General features: G+C 41.7%; 21 protein-coding genes and 1 pseudogene. 11 read left to right on the top strand and 11 right to left on the bottom strand.

Features of this window, described 5'->3' with window-relative positions:
- Positions 1 to 184 precede the first annotated feature (184 nt).
- The 6 genes from BM126_RS19125 to BM126_RS19095 all read left to right on the top strand — a co-directional run bounded on the left by BM126_RS19125 (position 185) and on the right by BM126_RS19095 (position 5,516).
- On the top strand, positions 185 to 1,324 hold the full coding sequence (locus tag BM126_RS19125; RefSeq protein ID WP_090991022.1) for a zinc-dependent alcohol dehydrogenase: 1,140 nt from the start codon (positions 185 to 187) through the stop codon (positions 1,322 to 1,324).
- 526 nt (positions 1,325 to 1,850) lie between these two features.
- Positions 1,851 to 2,480, top strand: coding sequence for a 3-hexulose-6-phosphate synthase (gene hxlA / locus BM126_RS19120; protein WP_090991021.1), 630 nt, complete (start codon positions 1,851 to 1,853; stop codon positions 2,478 to 2,480).
- 5 nt (positions 2,481 to 2,485) lie between these two features.
- Positions 2,486 to 3,043 (top strand): 6-phospho-3-hexuloisomerase, encoded by a 558-nt coding sequence (gene hxlB, locus BM126_RS19115; RefSeq protein WP_090991020.1) that lies wholly within the window; start codon positions 2,486 to 2,488, stop codon positions 3,041 to 3,043.
- A gap of 333 nt (positions 3,044 to 3,376) precedes the next feature.
- Positions 3,377 to 3,538 (top strand): aspartyl-phosphate phosphatase Spo0E family protein, encoded by a 162-nt coding sequence (locus tag BM126_RS19110; protein ID WP_090991019.1) that lies wholly within the window; start codon positions 3,377 to 3,379, stop codon positions 3,536 to 3,538.
- 218 nt (positions 3,539 to 3,756) lie between these two features.
- Complete coding sequence (locus tag BM126_RS19105; protein ID WP_090991046.1) at positions 3,757 to 4,911, top strand: CAP domain-containing protein; 1,155 nt, start codon at positions 3,757 to 3,759, stop codon at positions 4,909 to 4,911.
- A 242-nt stretch (positions 4,912 to 5,153) separates the two neighbouring features.
- Positions 5,154 to 5,516, top strand: coding sequence for a hypothetical protein (locus BM126_RS19095; protein WP_090991017.1), 363 nt, complete (start codon positions 5,154 to 5,156; stop codon positions 5,514 to 5,516).
- A gap of 416 nt (positions 5,517 to 5,932) precedes the next feature.
- Here the strand turns inward: BM126_RS19095 and BM126_RS19090 are convergent, their stop codons facing one another.
- Complete coding sequence (locus BM126_RS19090; protein ID WP_090991016.1) at positions 5,933 to 6,952, bottom strand: LacI family DNA-binding transcriptional regulator; 1,020 nt, start codon at positions 6,950 to 6,952, stop codon at positions 5,933 to 5,935.
- A gap of 528 nt (positions 6,953 to 7,480) precedes the next feature.
- On the opposite strand from BM126_RS19090, the gene mglB reads away from it, so the two are divergent.
- The 3 genes from mglB (at position 7,481) to mglC (ending at position 11,161) form a co-directional block, all read left to right on the top strand.
- Complete coding sequence (mglB, locus tag BM126_RS19085; RefSeq protein WP_090991015.1) at positions 7,481 to 8,536, top strand: galactose/glucose ABC transporter substrate-binding protein MglB; 1,056 nt, start codon at positions 7,481 to 7,483, stop codon at positions 8,534 to 8,536.
- Between the two features lie 81 nt (positions 8,537 to 8,617).
- On the top strand, positions 8,618 to 10,123 hold the full coding sequence (gene mglA / locus BM126_RS19080; protein WP_090991014.1) for a galactose/methyl galactoside ABC transporter ATP-binding protein MglA: 1,506 nt from the start codon (positions 8,618 to 8,620) through the stop codon (positions 10,121 to 10,123).
- Positions 10,124 to 10,135: 12 nt separating this feature from the next.
- Positions 10,136 to 11,161, top strand: coding sequence for a galactose/methyl galactoside ABC transporter permease MglC (gene mglC / locus BM126_RS19075; protein WP_071349890.1), 1,026 nt, complete (start codon positions 10,136 to 10,138; stop codon positions 11,159 to 11,161).
- A gap of 1,069 nt (positions 11,162 to 12,230) precedes the next feature.
- Here mglC and BM126_RS19065 read toward each other — a convergent pair.
- From BM126_RS19065 to BM126_RS19045, 5 genes are all read right to left on the bottom strand, one after another.
- Positions 12,231 to 13,220, bottom strand: a complete 990-nt coding sequence (locus BM126_RS19065) for a toxic anion resistance protein (RefSeq protein ID WP_090991012.1) — start codon at positions 13,218 to 13,220, stop codon at positions 12,231 to 12,233.
- Complete coding sequence (locus tag BM126_RS19060; RefSeq protein ID WP_090991011.1) at positions 13,217 to 13,843, bottom strand: 5-bromo-4-chloroindolyl phosphate hydrolysis family protein; 627 nt, start codon at positions 13,841 to 13,843, stop codon at positions 13,217 to 13,219. The genes BM126_RS19065 and BM126_RS19060 overlap by 4 nt, the downstream gene beginning before the upstream one ends.
- A gap of 188 nt (positions 13,844 to 14,031) precedes the next feature.
- Positions 14,032 to 15,342, bottom strand: a complete 1,311-nt coding sequence (locus tag BM126_RS19055) for a cytochrome P450 (protein ID WP_090991010.1) — start codon at positions 15,340 to 15,342, stop codon at positions 14,032 to 14,034.
- A 103-nt stretch (positions 15,343 to 15,445) separates the two neighbouring features.
- On the bottom strand, positions 15,446 to 16,270 hold the full coding sequence (locus BM126_RS19050) for an SPL family radical SAM protein (protein ID WP_090991009.1): 825 nt from the start codon (positions 16,268 to 16,270) through the stop codon (positions 15,446 to 15,448).
- A 258-nt stretch (positions 16,271 to 16,528) separates the two neighbouring features.
- On the bottom strand, positions 16,529 to 17,437 hold the full coding sequence (locus BM126_RS19045; protein WP_090991008.1) for an acetamidase/formamidase family protein: 909 nt from the start codon (positions 17,435 to 17,437) through the stop codon (positions 16,529 to 16,531).
- Positions 17,438 to 17,661: 224 nt separating this feature from the next.
- On the opposite strand from BM126_RS19045, the gene BM126_RS19040 reads away from it, so the two are divergent.
- Positions 17,662 to 19,053: an APC family permease gene (locus BM126_RS19040; RefSeq protein ID WP_256213186.1), complete on the top strand. Its 1,392-nt coding sequence runs from the start codon at positions 17,662 to 17,664 to the stop codon at positions 19,051 to 19,053.
- A 128-nt stretch (positions 19,054 to 19,181) separates the two neighbouring features.
- Here the strand turns inward: BM126_RS19040 and BM126_RS19035 are convergent, their stop codons facing one another.
- The 3 genes from BM126_RS19035 to BM126_RS19025 all read right to left on the bottom strand — a co-directional run bounded on the left by BM126_RS19035 (position 19,182) and on the right by BM126_RS19025 (position 21,736).
- Positions 19,182 to 20,450: an ammonium transporter gene (locus BM126_RS19035; RefSeq protein WP_090991007.1), complete on the bottom strand. Its 1,269-nt coding sequence runs from the start codon at positions 20,448 to 20,450 to the stop codon at positions 19,182 to 19,184.
- Complete coding sequence (locus BM126_RS19030) at positions 20,447 to 20,851, bottom strand: hypothetical protein (RefSeq protein ID WP_090991006.1); 405 nt, start codon at positions 20,849 to 20,851, stop codon at positions 20,447 to 20,449. The genes BM126_RS19035 and BM126_RS19030 overlap by 4 nt, the downstream gene beginning before the upstream one ends.
- A gap of 195 nt (positions 20,852 to 21,046) precedes the next feature.
- On the bottom strand, positions 21,047 to 21,736 hold the full coding sequence (locus BM126_RS19025; RefSeq protein WP_090991005.1) for a pseudouridine synthase: 690 nt from the start codon (positions 21,734 to 21,736) through the stop codon (positions 21,047 to 21,049).
- 393 nt (positions 21,737 to 22,129) lie between these two features.
- On the opposite strand from BM126_RS19025, the gene BM126_RS19020 reads away from it, so the two are divergent.
- Positions 22,130 to 22,909: a class I SAM-dependent methyltransferase gene (locus BM126_RS19020; RefSeq protein WP_090991004.1), complete on the top strand. Its 780-nt coding sequence runs from the start codon at positions 22,130 to 22,132 to the stop codon at positions 22,907 to 22,909.
- A gap of 220 nt (positions 22,910 to 23,129) precedes the next feature.
- Here BM126_RS19020 and BM126_RS19015 read toward each other — a convergent pair whose 3' ends face one another.
- Positions 23,130 to 23,861 carry a GDSL-type esterase/lipase family protein gene (locus tag BM126_RS19015; protein WP_177201507.1) on the bottom strand — a complete coding sequence of 244 codons (732 nt, stop codon included), beginning with the start codon at positions 23,859 to 23,861 and terminating at the stop codon, positions 23,130 to 23,132.
- Between the two features lie 624 nt (positions 23,862 to 24,485).
- Positions 24,486 to 24,614, bottom strand: a pseudogene (locus tag BM126_RS23045) (TetR/AcrR family transcriptional regulator); the annotation flags it as partial.
- Between the last annotated feature and the right edge of the window lie 45 nt (positions 24,615 to 24,659).

Genomic DNA, 24,659 nt, shown 5'->3' with positions numbered 1-24,659 from the left:
ATCCTATGTAGGCTTTACGGCAAGTGACCTAATAAAATTTTTAAAAAATCCTTCACATATATATACGCATTGAATATAAGCGGAATAATTTCCACTAAGGAGTCAAGCAAGATTTAGCCAAAAGGAATACATGATATCCATGTGGGGTATAAAAAAGGGGTATTCCAAATTTAGGAGGATGATTATGAAGGCTGTAACGTTTCAGGGAGCAAAAGATATCCAAGTTAAACAAGTGGAAGATCCAAAGCTGCAAAAAAATGATGATATTATAGTACGCATAACATCCACAGCCATCTGCGGCTCTGATCTTCACATCTATCAGGGAGCATTGCCTGCAGTGCCAGGCTATGTTATCGGACATGAACCAATGGGCATTGTTGAAGAAATCGGCCCTGATGTAACGAAAGTTAAAAAAGGAGACAGAGTTGTTCTTCCGTTTAATGTCTCTTGCGGACACTGCCATTACTGTGAAAACCATATGGAAAGCCAGTGTGACAACTCCAATTCCAATCCGCACATTGATACAGGAGGCTATTTTGGCTTTACTGAACGCTACGGAAACTATCCAGGCGGACAAGCAGAATATCTGCGTGTGCCATATGGCAATTTCATGCCATTTGTTATCCCGGAATCTGCCGAACAAGAAGACGAGGCTTTTCTATTTTTATCCGATGTATTGCCCACAGCCTACTGGAGTGTTGAAAATTCAGGAATGAAACCAGGTGATACCGTCGCTGTGCTTGGCTGCGGGCCTGTTGGCCTAATGGCACAGAAATTCGCATGGATGAAAGGTGCCAAGCGCGTAATTGCGATTGACCATGTTCCATACCGCCTGAACCATGCTAAGAAAATGAATAACTCTGAAATCATTAACTTTGAGGATTATGATAATACTGGTTCATATATTAAAGAAATTACAAAAGGCGGCGCAGATGTAGTGATTGACTGTGTCGGAATGGATGGAAAAAAATCCGCTCTTGAAGCAATTGAGCAAAAGCTTAAACTTCAAGGAGGTACACTGAGCCCGATTCAAATTGCCAAAGATGCCGTCAAAAAATTCGGCACCATTCAGCTGACAGGCGTATATGGCTCTATGTACAATATGTTCCCTCTTGGCAATCTCTTTGAACGGAATATTACTCTTAAAATGGGACAGGCCCCTGTTATTCATTATATGCCTGAACTATTCAAGAAAATTATCGACAAGGAATTCGACCCTACCGAGATTATTACTCATAAAGTACCGCTTGATCATGCAAGCGATGCATACAGTACCTTCTACAATCACCAAGATGATTGCATCAAGGTTGTACTGAAGCCATAAAACACCAACCCGCCCTCCTTAAGGCGGGTTTTTTGATTTGTACATTTATTATTTTCATGCGCTTTGTTCTTCAAGAGACTTGCTATTTTTAATAGTTCTGAGATGATCTCATTGTTAAATAGGGTTGATTGGAGCGAAAGTTGCGCATCCTTCCTTACAGTATACTTTCATACACTATGTAAATAAAAAGTGCGTACTTCTCATAACGCTTTATACATTGTACACTTGCTTCAAATAAAAGCATCAGGAAGCTTAGGTGCAATGCAAAAAGGGTATATTATTTTTGTAAAATAAAAAGGCTTTCTTCGTAAAGTTTGTTGCTATAAAACGAGGTGGCTGATTTCCGCTCCAGGAGCTCGCTTTCCGCGGGGCGGGCGGTGAGCCTCCTCAGCTGTCCCGCTAATCCCGCAGGAGTCTCGCACCTTACGCTCCAATCAGCCAGATTTAACAATGGGATTATCTTACAGAACTCATTTAAAACAACAATCTTTAAGAAAAGAGCCAATAAAAAAGAGGAGTGAGCAGCTTGGAATTGCAGCTGGCATTAGATTTAGTAAACATTGAGGAAGCAAAGAAATTGATCAAAGAAGTTGAGGATCATATTGATATCGTTGAAATCGGCACACCAGTTGTCATTAATGAAGGACTTAGAGCTGTGAAGGAAATAAAAGAAGCTTTTCCTTCATTAAAGGTTTTGGCTGACTTAAAAATCATGGATGCTGCCGGATATGAGGTAATGAAAGCCTCAGAAGCAGGAGCTGACATCGTAACGATTCTGGGTGCTGCAGAAAATGAATCGATAAAAGGGGCAGTTGAGGAAGCAAAAAAACAAGGCAAAAAAATTCTTGTGGATATGATTGCTGTGAAAGACATCGAAGGACGCGCCAAAGAATTGGATGAGCTTGGAGCTGATTACATCTGTGTTCATACAGGATACGATCTTCAGGCTGTCGGACAGAATTCTTTCGAAGACTTGATGGCAATCAAACGAGTAGTGAAAAATGCTAAAACCGCTGTAGCTGGCGGCATTAAACTTGAAACTCTTCCAGAGGTCCTAAAAGCACAGCCAGACCTTGTAATCGTGGGCGGCGGCATCACTGGCCAAAATGATAAAAAAGCGGCAGCGGCAGAAATGCAAAAGCTGATCAAAGGATAACCAGCATGAAAACCACAGAGTATTTTCAGACCATTGTAGATGAGTTAACCCGCTCCGCAGCACAGCTGCCGGACGAAGAAGCAGAACAGCTTGTCAATAAAATTCTGGAATCAAAAAAAATCTTTGCAGCAGGAGCAGGACGTTCAGGTTTCATGGCCAAATCCTTTGTTATGCGGATGATGCATATGGGCCTGGATGGTTATGTGGTTGGCGAAACTGTAACTCCCAGCTTTGATAAGGATGATTTAATCATTATCGGAACAGGTTCAGGAGAAACAAAAAGCCTGCTCTCCCTGGCAGAAAAGGCAAAAAGCATCGGCGGAACCATTGCAGCAGTGACTATCTCGCCTGATTCCTCTATTGCAAGGCTGGCTGACATTGTGATCCAGCTGCCAGGGTCACCCAAAGATAAAACTAATGATGATAGGACCACCATCCAGCCTATGGGCTCATTATTCGAACAAACATTGCTGTTGTTTTTTGACGCTGTGATTTTGCGCTTTATGGAAAAAAAGGGTTTGGATACAACAAACATGTACGGAAGACATGCCAATCTGGAATAACGCATACCAGTTAGCGCGGTTCTTTGGTTGCACAGTTTTTTTTTCCTGCAGATATGTTCTGGAGTGCAGCATGAATCTCGCAGAAAAAATGGAATTTATATATCAGGGCACTCAATAAGCAGGCAGATTCTTGCCTGCTTATTGCCTTCTGCAGAAGTATACCTTTTACTCTTACTAATGAATTGAGGCCCCTGTAATTATTTTAATATAATATTATTGCTTTAATCTTCAATAACAAAGAAAAAATTTACTATAATTCCCAAATACCTGGTTACATTTTGTACTTTTTAGTGTAAAATAAAAAAAATTAGTTCTAAAGAAGGAGGAAAATTCATGCTGCAGAAAAATGAAATCACTTCAATGATAGATTCCATCCGCAAAAAAATGATTTCATCTGCCAATACCCTCGGACTTGCATCCCCTGAAACAATCAAGCTGAGCCAAGAGCTTGATGAATATATTGCCGCTTACCAGTTTCAGAATAAGCAAAATTGAACCCTTCCCAAACCGCTCCGCTCATCTTCTAACCCCCGTTTTCATTTTTTGTCTTTCTTTTTGTACAAAAACCATCCCATTCCTGCAATATGAACGTCTTCCCCTCTTTCCTTACATAATTAACCTGCTCCTTAATTTAGAAAATGGCTATTATTCCTGCTATACTTATATTCCGTGCTCCATCAGAGCCGCACATATATTTCCAAAAAACGGGCAGAATGAAAATAGAAGCGGAGGGGATGCAGTTGAGGCGTTTCATTCTTCTGATAGGTTGCTTGCTGCTCATGTATACTGTCTTTGTTAAACACTGGGACAGAAATGATTTTGGTCATGCTTTTGAAAAAGCGGCAGCACAGATAAAGCAAGCAAAAAATAATCCTGATATTGCAACAGCAATGGATAAAATTTCGGCAGACATTCAGGGAGCATTGGGCAAGCTGGAAAAAACTGCGGATAAGCTTCCCCAGCAGAAGGCTGAATCGGGACAAGCCGCAAAACCTAAGCTAAGCATTCCATCACAGCATGTGTTCACCGTTTATAATATAGGGCTTGGGGATTCTAAAGATAAGGTGGAAAAAGAAGCCGGTCCCGCGAAGCGTTCTACTTATAATGAGTATGGAACAAAGTGGTATGCCTATTACAAAAACTATCAAAATTTTATGATGGTCTCCTATGATGCAAATAATAAAGTGACAGGGTTATATACAAACCAGGACCTGATTTCCTCTACGAAAAACATAAAACAAGGAACTCCCAAGCAGACTGTTTTAAAGCAGCTGGGTTCTCCCCTTGAAAACATCCGAAAAGGCATGGTTTTTTATGAATTCCAAAAGGACCGGGATTATGATGTTTTCCGTGTAGATGGAAGCTATGTAACTATTTTCTATGATAAGCATAATGACAATAAAGTCACTTCAATACAAATCGTAAACGAAAAGCTTGAAAATCACAAAAAAGGGTTTTATGCGCACAATGACGCAAACCTGGAAAAAGGCTTCGAATACCAGCTATTCGATTTGACTAATGCAGCAAGGGTAAACCATCATCTTAACGTGCTGTCCTGGGATGGGAAGATCAGGAAAACAGCACTAAAACATAGCGAAGACATGGCGGTGCATAACTATTTTGACCATACAGACCTTAAGGGCCAATCCCCATTTGACCGGATGCACCAAGATAATATTTCTTTCACCTCTGCAGGGGAAAACCTGGCTTATGGCCAGTTTTCAAGCATATTTGCTCATGAAGGACTGATGAATTCACTCGGGCACAGGGAAAATATCCTTCAAGAATCCTTTGAATACCTTGGGGTCGGAGTAGCCTTTAATTCAAAGTACCAGCCTTATTACACAGAAAATTTCTTTTCAAAGTAAAAGACACTAAATCGCCGTTGTTCACTGAAAATCAGCTGAATAATTTGGACTTTTCCTGCACTCTGAACACATTTATAAGTGATAGCTTTCCCGCCAGGTTTATAAACCGGCGGGATTTTTGTGACTTTTGTATGGACGTTCAGGGAAAAAAACTGCACAGCCATCACCGGGCATCAGCCCAATCAACCATGACAATTGTACATATCTTATAGAGATTGAGAAGGATAAAGGAGCGGTGTTTGATGAATCATTATGGCTACTATCCGGAATACATTCCGCAGCCTGCACAGTATGTATACTCCCAGCCATTCCCACAGCTTGAGGAGCAGGCGTATTTTAACCGCAGGCCCCCGCAGAACCAAGGGCTTGAAAGAAGAATAAGCGCCCTTGAAACCCAGAATGAAAACCAGGTTAGAGAGCTTAACCGTTTAAACCAGGAGATACTCAGACTGAATAAAGAGATTCTTCGCATCAATCAGGACATTAACCGGCTAAATCGGAACGATGAAACTCACACCCGGAGATTGAACAGATTGAATGTAAGGCTGAGGGCTGTAGAGCGAAATTTAAAAATTCCTTTCGCAGCCTCCGACGATGGATTTTAATCATTATTAAAATACCTATCTAAAAAACATATATCAGCAGGGAACCTGCAGACCCGCCATAGAAGCCATACGTATTCCATTTTTTCTGGGATATGTATGGCTTCTTTCATGTTCAAAGTTCACCTTTAACCCCTATCCCCCAATTGAATGAGCAGGGGTGCATATGGCCATGGTTCTTGCATTCCATGTCATGCGTTGCGTATCACTATAATTTTCCTTAGAGGGATGCCTTTGCTTTTCCAGAAAGAAGGATATGCATATTTAACTTTTTTGTTATTAATGAAAAGTTAAGATAAATATACGATACCAGCCATCTTGCCATCTTTCTCACTTCGCATGGAGACTGTAAGTAAAAAGAAGACAAGCAAAGCCCCGATTCAATAAATGAATGGGGCTTTTTCCAGTGCCTTTTTAAATTAATCTGCGGATATATACTGCCTGCTGGAGGAGCTTTCCCGGATCATCAAGGTGCACGGGGTAACGATTTTTTTTGCAAGTGTCCGATTTGACTGCATCTGCTCCATTAAGAGATCTACAGCCGTCTCCCCCATGAATTCAGTCTCGACCCTTACAGTAGAAAGCGGGGGATGTATATACTGGGCCATTTCGATATCATTGAAGCTGACAATCGAGATATCCTGCGGCACCCTCACCTTCTTTTCATGCAATGCCCTTAAGGCACCTATGGCCATCGAGTCACTTGCAACGAAAAAAGCGGTCGGCCTGTCTGCACAGGCCAATGCCTCCCTCATTAATTCAAAACCATCCTCTGCGGTAAAACGCCCCGTCCAAACATAGTCAGGACGGTAAAGCCCTTTTATTGTCATATACTCACAAAAGGCAGATTCCCGCTCATCACCGATCGGCTGATTGGTCTGTACGTACTCGTGGCCGCCGATATAGCCTATTTTCCTGTGTCCCCCGCTAAAAAGGTAATCCAGCACCCCAATCATGGCTTTTCTGATGTCTGGCACCACGCAATCAATACTGTCAGACAATGCATAGTCCACAAGAACAAAATGGGGGGAAAGATTCCTGAAGCACTCAACATCTTTTTTGCTGTATTTCCCGGCAGCTATTATGCCATGAAGCGATCCTTTAAAATTAGTCCGGTAGCTTTCACTGGTTTTATAGAGTTTTACAAGGTTAATGCCCCGCTCGGCACAGGCATTCTCAATCCCTAAGCGAATGGATAAATAATAAGGATCCGCTGCCTCCTGATCCTTAGAATACCAATAAAAAAGTCCTACATTCATGACGGCTTTAGCCTGCTGCTTCTGCTGTTTCGACCTTCGATAGTCCATTTCATCCGTAATGGATAAAATGCGGTCCCTCGTTTCCGCCGCAACAGAAAGGCTATCATCATCATTTAATACACGTGAAACAGTTGCAATCGACACTCCTGCCTTTTTTGCAATATCCTTTAATGTTGCCACTATTGCTGCACCCGCCCTTTTATTAAGCTTTCATTTACTCCGGAATAAACGGCCTGCAAGATTTCCGCTTCAAGACAGCAGCCTTCAAGTTAAGAGATAGATAACTTCCCGCATCCCGGTTCCGCCACTAACACCAGCGGGATTAGTCAATATCCCCGCTGCTGCAAGTTTTTTACAGCATATTTCCTCTGCTTATAACTGATTTGTGCTATTTGAATATTTTGCTGAAACTGATTCACTAAAAAGTTTACTATCTTTCTTTTTAAGTATCTACATTAAAATGGTTGCGCTTACAATATTTTTAAGAAAAAGATAGGAGATTCAGAATTTATAAGAAAAATAAATAGGTCCTAAGTATAAAAATACCGCATATATTCACTTAAAAATACTAAAATAAGAAATTTATATTAAATTATTAAAAATTTTTATTGTAATATTTTTAGTAAAACCGTAAACTAATTGTAAATGTTTGCGCTTTCAGCAAACGCTTACCAGCTGTTACACATAAAAAAAAAGGGGAATGATGAAATGCTAAACAAGAAAAAAGGTGTCATCCTGTCTTTAACAATGGCTTCAAGTATTTTGCTCGCTGCCGGATGCAGCGATACAACAGGCGGATCAGGCGGATCAGATAAAGGCGGTCTTCCAGCTGTTGGCGCAACTATCTACAAATTTGATGATAACTTCATGTCTTATGTCCGCCGTTCCATGGACACAGAAGCAAAAGGCAAAGTAAAGCTTATGCTGAACGATTCCCAGAATGACCAGTCAAAACAGACCGAGCAAGTGGACACTCTGATTGCAAAAGGCTCTAAAGCACTGGCCATCAACCTTGTTGACCCTAAGGCTGCCTCTACAATCGTAGATAAAGCAAAAGCGAAAAACCTTCCTGTCATCTTCTTCAACAAAGAACCGGATGCTGCGGTAATGAAAAGCTATGACAAGGCATGGTATGTTGGTACAACCTCTTCTGAATCCGGTGTGATCCAGGGTGAAATGGTAGCAAAATCATGGGAAGCCAACAAAGCGAAATGGGATAAAAATAAAGATGGAAAAATCCAGTACGTATTGCTGAAAGGCGAGCCGGGGCATCCAGATGCTGAAGCGCGCACAAAGTATGCAATCGATGCGATAAAAGGAAAAGGCATCGAGGTCGATCAGCTCGCATTGGATACAGCTATGTGGGATGCAACAAAAGCTACAGAAAAAATGGATGCCTGGATCGCTAAATACGGCGATAAAATTGAATATGTAATCTGCAACAACGATGGAATGGCACTTGGAGCCATCGCTTCTCTAGAAAAAGCGGGGTACTTCACTAAAGACAAATACATGCCTGTTGTAGGTGTGGATGCAATTCCTGAAGCACTTGAAATGATTGAAAAAGGCAAAATGGCCGGAACAGTACTTAACGATGCAAAAAATCAGGGTAAAGCTACAATCGACCTTGCAACAAATGCAGCAAAAGGAAAAGATGTTCTTTCTGGAACAGACTGGAAACTGGATGATTCAAAAGCGGTGCGTGTACCTTACGTAGAAGTGACTAAAGATAATATCGACGTTGGTAAAGCCGCTTACAAGTAATAAAACTATCAAAATATGAGAGGCACATTTCCTTTCAGTGCTTCTCATATTTTTTAAATGGTCATGCGAGGAGGTTCGCTCATGTCAGAAGCGGGTACTGCTTATCTACTTGAAATGCAGAATCTAACTAAGAAATTCCCCGGTGTCATCGCTCTTCAGGATGTAACACTAAGAGTAAAGGCCGGGACGGTACATGCCTTAATGGGTGAAAATGGAGCAGGAAAATCCACATTGATGAAATGCTTGTTTGGCATTTACTCCGTGGATGAAGGCCGGGTTCTGTTGGATGGCCAGGAGGTTCAATTCTCCACATCAAAACAGGCGCTTGAAAGCGGAGTATCCATGGTGCATCAGGAGCTGAACCAGGTCCGCCAGCGGAATGTAATGGATAATATCTGGCTTGGACGGTATCCCAAAAAAGGGATCTTCATAGATGAAAAGAAAATGTACGAAGATACGGTCGCCATTTTCAAAAACCTGGATATTAAAGTAGATCCGCGAAGCAAAGTCAGCACATTATCTGTGTCAGAAATGCAGATGGTTGAAATTGCAAAGGCGGTTTCCTATCATTCTAAAATTATCGTAATGGACGAACCTACTTCCTCCCTAACTGAAAGAGAAGTAGAGCACTTGTTCAGGATCATTAAAAAGCTGCAAAGCGACAATATCGCAGTGATTTACATATCCCATAAAATGGAGGAAATCCTGCAGATTTCTGATGAAGTTACCATCATGCGTGATGGCAGGAGCATCGCCACAAAGCCTGCCGATGAGCTTACGACAGATGAAATCATCAAACTGATGGTAGGGCGCGACCTTTCACACCGCTTCCCGGACAAATTAAACCATCCAGGAGAAGTCATCCTGAAGGTATCTGATTTAACAGCCGTTACCCAGCCTTCCTTCAATAATGTCAGCTTTGAGCTGCGCAAAGGAGAAATATTGGGAATTGCAGGACTAGTCGGATCCAAGCGGACTGAAGTGGTCGAAGCACTATTCGGAATGAGAGCTTTAACTTCCGGGACCATTGAGCTGCACGGGAAAAAGATTGTCAACAACTCACCGCAGGATGCAATCAAAAACGGATTTGCCCTTGTAACGGAGGAACGGCGGACAACTGGAATTTTCCCGGAACTCAGCATCAGCTTCAACTCAATCATCGCCAATCTGCCGCGCTACAAAACAAAAGGAGTCTTCCTTTCAGACGGTAAGGTGCATGAAGATACGAGCTGGGTCATTAACTCCATGAAGGTAAAAACCCCTTCACAAAAAACGCCAATCGGCAGCTTGTCGGGCGGAAATCAGCAGAAGGTCATCATCGGACGCTGGCTGCTGACGAACCCTGAAATACTTTTGCTTGATGAACCTACAAGGGGAATCGATGTAGGAGCTAAATTTGAAATTTACCAGCTCATCAATAAGCTTGCAGCAGACGGAAAAGGAATTATCATGATTTCCTCTGAAATGCCAGAGCTTATAGGTGTTACAGACCGCATTCTTGTCATGAGCAGCGGAAAAGCAGCTGGAATCATCGATACGGCAGCCGCTTCACAGGAAGAAATCATGCGGCTTGCAGCCCTGTATTAGGAGGAGAGTACAATGAATAATGAAGCGTCAAAGAAATCTGGACTTAATCTAAAATGGCTCGTTGATAATGTAATTTATGTAGTGTTACTGCTATTGGTAGTCGTAATTGTCATTGCTTCTCCGGACTTTTTATCGGTTACTAACTTTTTAAATATCCTAAGCCAATCATCTTCCCGCATCATCATCGCCCTTGGCGTGGCCGGAATATTGATTACATTCGGGACCGACTTGTCAGCAGGGCGGATGGTCGGCCTTGCTGCTGTAATTTCGGCCTCCCTTTTGCAGGCTTCAGACTATGCGTACCGGATGTACCCGCATTTAGCTGAACTGCCGCTATTTGTACCAATTTTAATCGCCATGATCGTTACTGGTCTTATTGGTGCGCTTAATGGCGTTATTGTCTCAAAACTTCACGTGCCGCCTTTCATCGCCACTCTCGGCATGATGATTACTGTATACGGACTTACCTCCATCTATTTTGACCGTCCTCCATATGGAGCACAGCCGATCGGCGGTTTGAGCCAGGCTTTTACTACATTTGCACAGCGGGGCATTCCAATCGGATCCTATGAATTGCCGTACCTTGTCATCTATGCTGCCATTGTTTCCATTATCATCTGGGTGATCTGGAATAAGACACAGCTTGGAAAAAACATGTATGCAATTGGAGGAAATCCTGATGCTGCAAAGGTTTCAGGTGTAAACGTTACAAAAAACCTGATCATTATTTATACAATTGCAGGTTTATTATATGGATTCTCCGGCGCCCTTGAAGCAGGACGTGTCGGAAGTGCCACAAACAACACAGGAAACATGTACGAACTTGATGCCATCGCAGCCTGCGTAGTAGGAGGCGTATCCTTATCAGGAGGTATCGGAACAGTCCCTGGAGTTATTACAGGGGTTCTCATTTTCCAGATCATCAACTACGGACTAGCCTTCCTTGGAGTCAGCCCGTACATCCAATTCATCGTAAAAGGAGCCATCATCATCTTGGCTGTAGCCTTTGATATGAGAAAACATGCCAAAAGGAAATAAGCCTGCGGCTAAAACCTTCAGCGGATATTCGCTGGAGGTTTTTTTATTGAAGATTTCTTTTAAAAATTGCTTTCAATAGTTTATCTTCTGCGGTACTTAAGTGACCTTTTCCAGAAAGCGACGTTTTGACCTCTTTAACCAGGAATACAGACCGCAATAATTCCTAGTTAAATGGATAATCGACCCAAATCTTCCGTCATTCGAGCCAAATCCGGCTTGATAAGAGCGAGTTTTTGTTTTTTATGAGCGAAAGGCACTTTTTTGGGTATCTTTACAATAATTATTTGTACTTATCCTCTTCTTCAGCTCAACAAAAAAAAGCTGTTTTCGTAAACTTTGTTGCTATAAAACAAGGTGGTTGATTTCCGCTTCAGGATGCTCACTTTCCGCGGGGCAGGCGGTGAGCCTCCTCGGCTGCGCCTGCGGGGTCTCACCTGTTCTGCTAATCCCGCAGGAGTCTCGCACCTTACGCTCCAATCAACCTGACTTGACAATGGGAACGCCTCACATAACAAATTAAAAAAACAATAACCTTTAAGAAAAGAGCCAAAAAAACCAGAAAGTGTCCATAAATTTGAACTATTATTTGATTTAGCCAAGTTTTTAGCCAAGCAGTTTGCCTGTACCGATGATAAAGATAAGTACGGCCAATAGCCCTAAAGTTAAAAATAATGCTGTCATACTCCTTATGCATGATTTCCAATCTTTCATCCAGCTAAGTCCAATGAAGCATATAAAAAAAGAAATGATAGTAAGAGTTAAGATAATGTTTAATGAAGTTTTAATTGAATTGAAAACACCTGTAAAACACACAAACAAGAACAATCCCCAACAAACAAATGACGCTATGAATGAGTAATAGTTCAATCTTTGTGCCATGCTCCCTCATTCCCTTCTCAAATAAAATTGTTTCCCTATGCTGGACCGCTGAAAGATAACTAAATTTTACCATATACTCAATCCATACTCCTTGTGAAAACATATTTCTTTTCAAGGCGTTACAGAATATGAAGCATAAATAATAGCCGAACAATATAAAAAACCAGTGAAGCTCCTTCACTGGTTTTCTTTATTCTGCTTTTATAATAGCAAGCAGTTTCTTACACGCTGAAGATAGGGTCTGCACATCAATCAGCCCGCTCTGCTGCTCTTTAACCGTGTTGGCGGTTACCGTCTTGAGAATTTCAGCATTCTTTACAAACAATTCATTTTCAGCTTCTGGAACCTTGTCCCTCATTTGACGGGTACTCTGTTTCCGCAGCTGCGATATGGCCATGGCCACCTGGTTTTTCCATAGTGAAACGGCTGTCATGATAGATGTTTCGATTTTGTCAGCAAGCGCGGAATTAGCCTGAAGAATCAAGTTGATTTGCGGAGCGCTTTGCACAGCGACTTCACGGCTTAATTTCAAATCGTATAAACGCTGCTCCAATTTCTGAGCAGCATGCTCTTCCAGCTTTTCCCCCAACATAACCTGGCTTGTGTCCCAGTTTCCCTGATTCACATCCAGTTCCATGGCTTTAAGCCTGATTTCCCCCGCAGCAATATGGCTATTAAGCAGGTGCAAAGATTCTTCATTGATGCGAGACAGCTTCTCCAGTAAAAACATATCAGATAACAGTGCTGTTCTGCAGCGTTCTGCTTTTACTGTCAGCCGGTCTATTTCCGCACTCGCCTTTTGGAATTTGGAAATCAGTTCTTGCGGTACAGCTCCTTTTTTGCCGAAAATTTTCCCCAAAAAGGAAGATTCATTCTCAAAAAGCTCGTTAGGATCAAGCTCTGTAAGCTTTGCAGCAAGCATACTAATCACATCACCCGCAAAGGCAATATCTCTTTTTTGAATATGCTTCAACAGCTTATCGGAGAGATAAGAAAGGTTCTGCTGAGCCTGTCCTCCAAATGACTGGATTGCATGATGATCCTTCAGGTCCAGCTCATTGGCGAGCCTTTTAGCTTCTTCCCGGTTTTCCGCTGTTAACCGCCCGGATGCATCCTGCGCCTCTTTCAGCCCCTGGCCATATCCTTCCATGATTGCCCCCGCTTCCAGGTCTCTAATCAAGATTCCCTCATGGCTTTCATCGAATGCCTGGCCACATCCAGTTCATAGTGGAGCTGGTCAATATCATTCGATAAAGTCTGGAATAAGTCTTCTTCGACTGTTGCATTAAGCTCAACAAGCATGCTGCGGGTATCCTGAAGCGTTTGTGTAATTTCCTTGCTTTTCCTTGGCTGCGAGGATAGCAGGATATACTTTTCAGTAAGCTCCACGGCCGAATCCAAATGAGAAAAATAAAAGCGCTCTGCAAGATAAAAGCGTTTAGGTTCTTTTCTTGTAAGGTGATAAATTTTTCTGGTGATTCGCACTAATTCCAGCCTTTCTTTCAAAAATGTAATTTGGCGGATTGATATTAGGGATTTATGCAAACGATGAATTTTTGCTTTTGCTTCGTCAAGATTGCCCTTAATATATTGATATTCTTTCCTTGAAAGCCCATGCTTTCTCAAAAACCTGATTTTCATATACAGAGAAACAAACAGGTACACCAATGCCCCAGCGCCCAATGCATAAACACTCGAAAGCAAAAAGGTCTGATTGATGGCAAAGTAACTGCCAAGCCAAACAAAAACTGCAGCAGGGATCGCAAAAAACAACTGAAGGACAACAGTAAAAAATGGTTTCATTCTATATCGACTCCTGACTTATTCTCTATCAATATCGTATCATTTCCCGGCCGAAAAAGTAAGAAAAAGTAAATCATATTCTCCGTACATTCTACATAAAACCGAGGATTTTTTCTATAGACCGCGGGTTTTATCAGCACTAAGCCCTAAGTCGTATTGTGCCCTGCATTATAGTGAATATCCTGTCTTCATCCATTTAACTCTACTGACACTTTAAGTCCGCCTTTTACTCTGAGAGAGACAAGCGGCTCAGGTATAATTTCTTTTTCTTTATGGCGGAACTCTGCTTTCTCTATTAAGACAGCCAGAATCAATACAGCTTCCATCATGGCAAAACGCGAACCGATGCAGCCTCTGGGACCGCCGCCGAACGGAAAATAAGTATATGGCTCATAAGACCTGCCAGGACTAAAGCGTTCTGGCTTGAAGGAATACGGATCCTGGAAGACAGCTGGATTCCTATGAATAGCATAAGGGGAAATGAGAAAAGAGCTTTTATCAGTGAAGGTTTCCCCCAGAATATCAATCGACTGCCTCGACTCTCTTAAAATAATCCACGCAGGAGGATATAGCCTTAGAGTTTCCTCTATTACTTGCTTGGTATAGCTAAGCTGCATGAAGGTTTCAAAGCTATAGGGTTTATGGCATTGCTTCACTTCAGCCAGCACCTTTTCTCTCGCTTCGGGATGATCGCTCAATAGATAGAACACCCATGTCAGGAGACTTGCGGTCGTTTCGTGGCCAGCTAAAAGCATGGTCATCATTTGGTCCCTGATTTCCTCATCAGAAATAGGATTGCCATCATCATCTTTTGTTTCTATCAGCATGCCCAATAAAGAATCATCAGGGAGTTCCTGCTGTTTTGCTCTATTCAGAGTGTTATATATCATCGTCTCCAGCTCTGAAATCGCATGCTTGTGATTGCGGTTCCCCCTTGTTGGAAATCCAAGCGGAAGAATCAGCGGAGAAAACAGTGTGCCAGCTGTCTGGGCAATGGTTGTATCCACGGCGTCCGATAGCCTTTGTTTATCTTCATCCACTGAAGCGTGAAACATGGTTTTAGTGATAATTGACAGTGTAAGCTGCATCATTTCTTCATGAACATCAATGACACTCCCATTTTGAAGGCCATCTGCAAATTTTCCTGCTTCTTCAACTACAGTCCTGGCATAACTGTTAATTCGCTCTTTATAAAAAGCAGGCTGCATATACTTCCTCTGCTGCCTATGCTGATTATGTTCCGACGTCAGGAGGCCGTCTCCTATGGTTCGCCTCAGCACGTTTGAAGATCGCCCTTTTACGAGCCTGCTTTCATGAGTGACAAGCAAAGCCCTGATAAACTCTGGGGAATTTACCACATATGTGGATTGAAAGGTGCCTGTTCTTAAAGAAACAACATCTCCTTTATCAGCTGTTTCCACCAAAAAACCAAGCGGATCACGCTGAAAGTGAAAGAAATTTCTCACTCTCGACCGGTCAATATCAATCACTCTGCTCATAGAAACCCTCCATTTTCTGTAATGCGGTATGTCTTCCCAGCATATCAGACTCATCACTGATTTTCCGTTTTCAGCATGCTGCCCGCACATCCGAATGCGCTCTCTAATTCCGGGGACCGAAGCCAGGTTTAGAAACATAAATCCCATCATCGCCAAACTCCTGCTGCAGCATTCTGAGGACTACTTTATATGCGGTTGGATTGTACCATTTTTCCATGCCTGTTTTTTTATAAATCTCATATATCCCAAGGTTTTCTGTCCGCTTTCCCCTGCTTCCGTCTCCCATCCAATAATCATCAATGACAACCCGGTCGGCAATGTTCTTCAGTTTTTTTGGAAACTCCCTTGAACACGGAAGGAGCGGCGAAACGGCTGCCTGAGCAGTAATACCAGCTTCCCTGATTGCTTTTAAGGCCTCCATCCTGGCTTGAATAGGAGGAGCTGACGGAGAAAAGGCTTTTCTGATATCTTCTTTATCCGTTTCAATTGTCATGGATACTCTAATCTTGTCTCCAAATTCCTTAAACAAGTCTATATCGCGCTTTACAAGAGGAGAGCGTGTTTGAACGTGAAGAAAATCCGGACTATCATCAAGCATGACCTCCAGCAGACTGCGGGTTAGATTTGTTTTAACCTCTATAGGCTGATACGGATCTGTAGAGGACGACATAAAAATGGTGACAGCCCCCTTCTTCCTAGCCTTCGACAATTCCTTTTTCAGCAGCTCAGCGGCATTGGTCTTCACATCCACCCAGCTTCCCCACTCTTCCTCGCGGTACAGCGAAAGCGGAAGCTGCCTGACATAGCAATATTCACATGCAAATGAGCATCCAGCGTAAGGATTCAATGAATGTGTATAATCATCCAATGCTCCTTTCCCAGGGGTCAGAATGCTTTTGGAAACAATATCTTTCAGCTGTAATTTCACTTTATCACCTTTCTATTACGAGATTATAGCTATCTATATTTAATTGCTTAGATGATTTTTCTTGTATAAAGACTCTTTTAAACTTGCCAGCCCAATTCCTCTCAAAAAGCTGGACAACCATCAGCAAAGGTCTAACGTCTGGCTCAAAATCTATATAAAAAGTGTATCACGGACAGGTGTAAAAACCACTTTATCAGCTTTTCGTTCCATATAAAAAGGACCCAAGCCAAAGCTTAAGTCCAGGAAAAGTCTAGCATGTCATAGAGAAAACAGTTTGATGCCGTATGCATCAAGCACCCACTGCGGCACGAAGAATCTCGCTGTTAAAAGCGGATCGACGATTTGGGAGATCTGGGCCTGCCCAACTGTACTCATCAGCATGGTCATATGATTGATCGTTAAATCTGTATGCGGAAGAAGTAAATCTATCATTTCTTCCACTGACTTTTTTGACGCCTCATCTAAAGTCGGCGCAGACACGATGGTTGCAGCACCTTCATCTGAAAGCAGGACCGGATGTTCAATCGACTGTCCTTTGATCACCGATAGCGTAACAGTTACCTTGCCTGGAATTTCAATGCCCGATACGCCAACTTCACCGTCACCCATTGCGGCATGAAGATCGCCCAGTGCAAATAGGGCACCTTCTGCAAAAACAGGGAACAGCAGGGTTGCTCCTTCCGTGATTAATTTCGTATCCATATTCCCGCCATGGGCCCCAGGCGTTCCGCAAGATACCGGTTCCCCATCTGGCGCAACGCCAATTACGCCAATCATCGGATTCAGCGGAATGTGAAGGCGCTCATCAAAAATTGCTTTTCCCTCTTTAATCGGGATCATCTTTGCTTCAAACTCCTGAAGCCTATGTCCCATCACTCCTAAATCAGGGCCTACTGTCATCACTCCTAAATCGCCCAACTCTATCTTTTCTATTTTGACTGCCAAAATATCTCCAGGATGTGCTGTTTCTACAAAAATCGGCCCAGTCGCCGGATTGATCCTGTCCCAGTCAATAGAGTTAATTCCTGTATCGTTTGAAGTAATTTGATTCTCGAAACAATCAAAGGTTTCAATTGTTATCGTTGAACCGGCAGCCACACTCTGTATGGGTTCATTTTTTTTGCTGAAAGCATAAATGGATTGTTGCTTGCATTCTACTAATTCCACTTCAGAATAACCCCTTTTACGATTTTTCTATTATTATACGTATTCACACTAAATAATTAAACTAATTAGAATTATCTAAATTAAACTAACTAATATATTGACACCAAACCTTCAGCGAACTAAACTATTAACATCGTAAAAGAGTACTGCAATAATACTTGAAAGCAACAGTCTCACAAAACATGACAGAAAATTCAAATATCGATAGAATTGGAGGAAATAAGATGGCACAAGCACAGAAAACAACCGGAACTGCCGCAGGGCAGCCTCCTTCAAAAGGCTATAAACAGGAATTAAACCGGGTGTTAACCTTTAAGGATTTGCTCATTTATGGAATGATCTTTATGGTCCCTATTGCCCCAATGAGTGTATATGGCATCGTTTCTAAAGAAAGCTTTGGGATGGTCCCGCTTGTCTACCTGGTCGGCATCATCGCAATGGTATTTACGGCACTCAGCTATAGCAGAATGAGCCGCGAATTCCCTGTTGCGGGTTCTGTTTATTCATATGTCCAGAGGGGACTGAATCCTCATATCGGGTTTTTATCAGGCTGGATGATACTGGTGGATTATATTTTGGCTCCTGCCCTGTTATATGCATTCTCCGGTCTATGGCTTCATACTCTAGCCCCGTCAATCCCTGCATTTGTCTTGGTGCTTGCCTTTATCGCCATTAATACCATCGTGAATGCAGTAGGCATCCAAATGGCTGCCCGGGCCAATTTTATTCTTTTAGGGATTGAATTGATTGCTTTGTTAATTTTCATTGGCTATGCGTTAAAGTTTGTTTTCGCTGACGGAATGGGTGCGGGCGGATTCGCTATAGCCCCTTTATTTCAATCCGAGCACCTAAATCTCGGTTTTATTGCAACAGCAACATCTATTGCTGTATTAAGTTTTCTCGGCTTTGACGGCATCAGCACGCTGTCTGAGGAAACAAAAAATCCAACCCGGACGGTCGGAAAGGCAACAGTGGCTGCACTGATCATACTAGGACTGATTTTCATGGCAGAAACCTACATGGCGGCCCTTATTCATCCAGCATACAAAAATCTTGATCCGGATATGGGGTTCTTCGATATTGCCAGGGAAGCTGGCGGAAGCTTTCTTTATTACATGCTGATCATTGTAAATGTTCTGGCATCCGGCATCGCAAATGCACTAGCCGCACAGTCAGCCATTTCAAGGATTTTGTATTCCATGAGCCGTGATAAGCTTCTGCCTGGTTCAAGCTTTCTCGGGAAAATCCACCCGAAATATAAAACGCCGTTCAACGCCACTCTTTTTGTCGGAGGTTTGTCTGTCATTGCTGCCAATTTTTTATCGATTGAAACCATTATCAAGTTTGTAAACTTCGGAGCATTAACATCCTTTATGCTGCTCAATATTACGGTGTTTGTATATTTTTATATCAAAAAGAAATTTCGCAGCTTTAAAGAGTCCATTAAATACCTGGTGCTTCCTCTTGTTGGATTTGCGATTATCGCTTACGTATGGTCGGGATTCGATAAGATGACCTTCCTCGCCGGTTTCAGCTGGCTATTGATAGGGATTATTGTCGGTGCAGTTAAATCAAAAGGATATAAAGTAGTTCCTGAAGTTTTGAAGGATATGTAGATTTTAAACGGGACTTATTTTACTGCAAGACGGACAGGCGGAGGTTTTTTAACCACTAGAGAGGATTTCACGAAGACAAAAAATCCGGCAAAACCAGGAAAAAGGAGATGCAGCGCTGCATCTCCTTTTTAGTCTTTATTATCAGGAAACCTATTTTCCGCTATAATAAAATCGGCTGAATCATGAGTCGCCATGATTCCATGGTAGCTGATGTCAAGGCCAATTTCCTCTTCTTCCTCTGTTGAACGGATCGGAACCCAGATTTTTATCAGCTTTAAACCAAACCAGGTTAATAAAAAGCCCCATGCACATAAAACAGCCAATCCGAGAAGCTGTACCGCAAGCAGTTTCCATCCGCCTCCTGTAAAAAGGCCGCCATCTCCAGAGAAAAGCCCTACCGCTATCGTGCCCCATATTCCTGATGCGGCATGGACAGGAAAGGCACCAACCGGATCATCAATTTGTTTCGCTTCCAGCCAGCTTGTTGCGGCAAGCATAACCATACCTGCTGAGGCACCGATAAAAATCGCGGCACCGTCACTGACATAGGCGCAGCCTGCCGTAATAGCGACAAGTCCTGCCAGGGAGCCATTAATTACAGCCGGTGCATCTGAACGCCCGTAAATAAATAATGTATAAATCAGGCAAGCAGCCCCGCCTGATGCAGCGGACAGCATGGTCACAATAGCAATATGCCCAATCCGGCCATCAGTTGCCTGCAGCGTGCTGCCGGCATTGAAACCAAACCAGCCAAACCAAAGTAAAAATGCCCCCACAGAAGCCAAGGGAAGATTGCTCGGCAAGGCAACGGAGCTTGCAGCGCCTAAGGTAAACTTTCCGGCTCTCGGCCCGATAAGCTTAGCGGCAGCCAACGCAGAGAACCCTCCCAGAGCATGAATCACAGCAGACCCCGCAAAATCCTGCATCCCCAATTTGCCAAGCCACCCGCCTCCCCATACCCAGTGTCCGGCAATAGGATAGATAAAAGCTGTCATCAGCACAACATATAACAAATATGCACGGAAATTTATTCGTTCAGCTACTGCGCCTGAAACAATGGAGACAACCGCAATGACAAAGGCTGCTTGAAACAGCCAAAAGGTGTCATTCGATATTGAGAGTTTCAGATGGGAAAGATCACCGTTTAACAGAAAGCCATTTTTCCCTGATATCCCCAGATAATCAGCACCCCACATTAAGCCAAATCCAGCCAGATAATAACAAAGCGTGCCTATTGTAATATCCGCGAATACCTTCATTATGATATTAACGCTATTTTTCGAACGCACAAATCCCGCCTCCAGCAAGGCAAATCCGCCTTCCATCAGCAAAATCATAGCTGCGGTAAGAACAACCCAGATGGTATCAAGGCCTGCATTTATTTCATGTATCGTCATTTTTCATTGTCCCTCCATTCCCTGATTTCTTCTATTAAGGAATGCGGCAGAACAATCCTTTCTTTTTCAGGTTCTTCTTTAAGCATCGCAGTCATTTCATCCAAGTTATTTATCTGCTTTTTTAATTGCTCAATCGCTGCAAATCGTTCTTTTACATGAACAAGATATTCGACGGCCTGATGATGTGCGGGAGGGCGGCCCGCAAAAAACTTTCTCACTGAAGACAATGACTGATACCAAGCTTCCTCCGCTCTTTTTTTCTGTTCATATTTTTTAATCTTTTCTTTAATCCTGTCAATCTCGTGATTTCGTTTATCTCTAAGATTTTTAAATATTTTAATCATTTCTTCATAAGGAACTGTAAAAGCAATATTCTGGTAATAATCATCATATACATCCATGTTATATCTCCTCACATGAAAATGTTACTTTTTCTGATTATATGAATAATTGCCCCTCAAGTCAACAAAACAACCGCAGCTTTGGCAATGGACAAATACTTAATATGGCCTGTGATAAGCACCCTAAAATAACCGGTTCAAAATTGAACATAAAAAAAGATCCCGCTATACTGTCCTAAGCGAAACCTTGGATTATTATGATAACTGCAGGAATAGAAGCGTCAGTTCTTCTTCTGTGAGATTTCTCCACTGTCCCCGTTCCAGTTCATTTAAAAGGATATTCATGATTCTTACTCTTTCCAGCTTCTCCACTTTATATCCGAGTTCTTTGCACATCCTCCTTATTTGCCGGTTAAGCCCTTGTGTCAGAATGATTCTGAACATAAATTCATTGACCTTTTGTACGTCACAACGCTTTGTCACCGTGTCCAATATCTCTACCCCATCAGACATCTTTTCAATGAAAGCATTTGTGATGGGACGATCCACTGTGACAATATATTCTTTTTCATGCATATTCTCTGAATGCATGATTTTATTGACAATATCTCCGTCATTCGTCAATAAAATTAATCCAACGGAATCCTTATCCAGCCTGCCGACCGGAAAAATCCTTTCAGGGAAATGAATAAAGTCTATAATATTTCCTTCCACATGCTTCGCTGCCGTACAGGTAATGCCTGCAGGCTTATTCAGCATCAGATACACATGCTCCTTTTTACAAGGGATAGGCTTTCCGTCAATTAAAATATCATCATTATATTCAACTAGTGTATCCTTCATGCAAACCAGCCCATTTACCGTGATTCTCCCAGCCATAATCAGCCGGTCCGTTTCCCTCCTGGAGCAATACCCTGTCTCACTTATATACTTATTAATTCTCATGTTCAACCTGCTTTCGTCTGATTCTGCTATTCTAGCTGAAATACAAAATAAAAACACCTGATTTTTTTAGTAACGGGTTCGGTTTTCGAACATAAAAATAAAATTCGCATACAAATTAGCAGTTCAATTCGTAACTGAATTTGATTGCTTTTTTTTGGTAGTTCATTTAGGGGGTTTTAGCACACGAATTTTGACTCCTTTCAGTAAGGTGACAAAAGTGATTGTCAGCATGCTATTTGCTATGTGATTTGGTGTTTATAAATGATCAAGAAAATTTCTGGATATTTATGTTAAAATGATAGGAAGGCTTATTCAAATAACAGAGCAGTAATGTATAAGAAGGATTTACTGTTTACGGTATAAAGTTGAGGAAAAGACTTTTTAAAGGAGTAAATGATGGAAAAGGTAAAAACAAATTCGGAAGAGTACGATGATCCTATTTTATATGATAGGGAAAATGATAAGTATGTTGAGGATCTTTCTTTTTTAATTAAATGGGCCTCAAAAAGCGAGGGCTTACCAATAATTGATTTAGCCTGTGGAACAGGCCGAGCAACCATTCCTTTAGCGAGATTAGGTTATAAGCTCATAGGAGTTGATATCCATAAAGGAATGTTGCGTGAGGCCAAAAAGAAGTCACCAGAACCTGAATTGCAAATTGAATGGGTTGAACAGGATTGTACTAAATTTAACTTAAATGTAAAGAGTAATCTTATATTTTCTGTAGGAAATTCGTTTCAGCACTTTCTTACGAATGAGGAACAGGATGGGCTATTCTCATCTGTAAATAAACACTTAGAACATGGTGGCGTCTTTATTTTTAATACAAGATTCCCTAGTCCTGAAGAGTTATTCCAGCCTGATACTGAAGAATATTGGAAGTCATATATAGATGAAGATACTACAAATAAGGTGGATGTGTTTACCATTAGTAGATATGATTCGTTGAGGCAAATTCAAAACTATGCAACCATAAGAAAATATCTAAACAATGAAGGTAAAATTATAGATGAAAAAAGAACTAATATAAGATTACGCTACGTCTTCCCAAAAGAGATGGAAAGAATCTTATTATTTAACGGCTTGAAGATAGTGAACATATTTAAAGATTGGAAGGAAACGCCTATATCAAACGATAGTTATGAATTAATTTATGTATGTGAAAAAGTGTAAAATAAGACTTGAGTAATTCCAAAATTCTCTGTAGTTTGTGAAACGATTTCTTAAGCTATGGGTACTGAGCCTCAACAAAGTATATAAAATAGGCTCGAAGCATAATAGCTCCGAGCTTTTTTTGTTGCTAACTGCCGTTCAACTGCGATTTATCGCGTGAAAAGCACTTGTACTTTAAAACTGAACCCGTTATTTTTTAGTATCAGATGTTTTAGCTTTATTACTTCTTCATCATCGCTTTCCAGAACTCACCCGCAATCGCTTTGTAGCCGCTTAGTGATAAATGGATATTTTGCTTATTTGTAATATATTCTTTGTATTTTTTAGCAATCAGCGATTCTGTCGCTACATAGGTACCCTTATATTGCATAGTAACTGTCTGGATTTGCGCGTTAAGCGCTTTCAAAAGCGGCATTAATGCTGCCTGCTGATCTTTTGGCATATATGGATATGGATTATAATAGCCCATTACATACACTTTCACATGCGGGTTAAGCTTGTGGATAGTGGAAAGGATTGTCTGCAGATTTGAGCTTACGGCAGAAATGGCTTCCGATACATGCGCTGGGTCATTAAGCTTGCCGAGAAGGTCATTCGCTCCTATATCCAGGGTGATGTGTGTGGCTTCTTTTACTTCTTTTCTTATCTTCCCGCTTTTTAGAAGGTCCGTTTTGACCTGTGCAGATGTATAGCCGGGCACACCAAAGTTATCGAAATCATCGAGCTTATATTTGTACTTATTCGCAGAAAAGTCTCCTGCAAGATAATCCGCATAGCTGTAGTCAATATAGCCATTGGGTGTCTGCCCTGCCGCCAAAGAGTCCCCTAAAGCAACATACTGCACGTGCTGAGGAAGGTCTTTCTGTACTGGTTTTGCCATGGCGCTAAAAGGCAGCCCAATACACAAAACACCGGCCAGAGCCAAGCTGGCTGCTTTCTTTTTCCCGTTCATCACAATCTCCCCTTTTGGTATAATATACCTAAAATCAACTCCTCTCCTAAATTCTTTTCTCTTGATAATAAATCCTTCACACCCTGAACAATTATTTTTCGGCAAAAAACTACATATACAAAGCGAAAACACTGATAAAGTCTTCAAAAGATAACCTTTGTAAATTGGTCGATCGATTGGAACGCAGGAATCTTCTCTTTTACCGGGCGTGCGGTGAGCCTCCTTGATGCTGGCTTTTTTAACAGACGAGGAAAAATCATTAATCAACTCCATCCATCGTGGTTCTCACAAGAACGGGATAAATAACGAATATGCAGATAATCCGATTGAACATTCTTTAGCCACTCCCGATAGAGGTTTCCATTCTGTTGATTGCACCACGGATTTATCCTCTCTTTAGCCAAAAGATATTGCGGGGTTAATTTTTTTTATGCAAATGACAATGCAGCCACTTGTTTATTCAACACATCCGTAGAAAATTATCCATTTTGGAACGACCACTCACAACAGCCGTGGTGATGGAAAAAGCTATCTTTACTCTAATTCAATCCAAAATACGCTCAAGGACATTAACAATTCATCGTATATATTTACAATTTCTGTTATGCTCATATGACAATAAACTTCCTCGCATTCATACTTGTCCTGGTAATGGGCATAAAAGGTTCCTCGATTGATTTTTGCCCTCATAGTAATGTCTTTAACCGTAAGTACATCTAAACCATTTTCTTCTATTAATTCCACTAGTGCATCTCAAATTCAGGATTTACAGCCCGTATTCCCATTCCTCCTATTTTT

The sequence above is a fragment of the Bacillus sp. OV322 genome (assembly GCF_900112495.1).
Classification (GTDB): domain Bacteria; phylum Bacillota; class Bacilli; order Bacillales; family DSM-1321; genus Peribacillus.
This window is presented reverse-complemented; position numbering and strand designations above follow the sequence as displayed.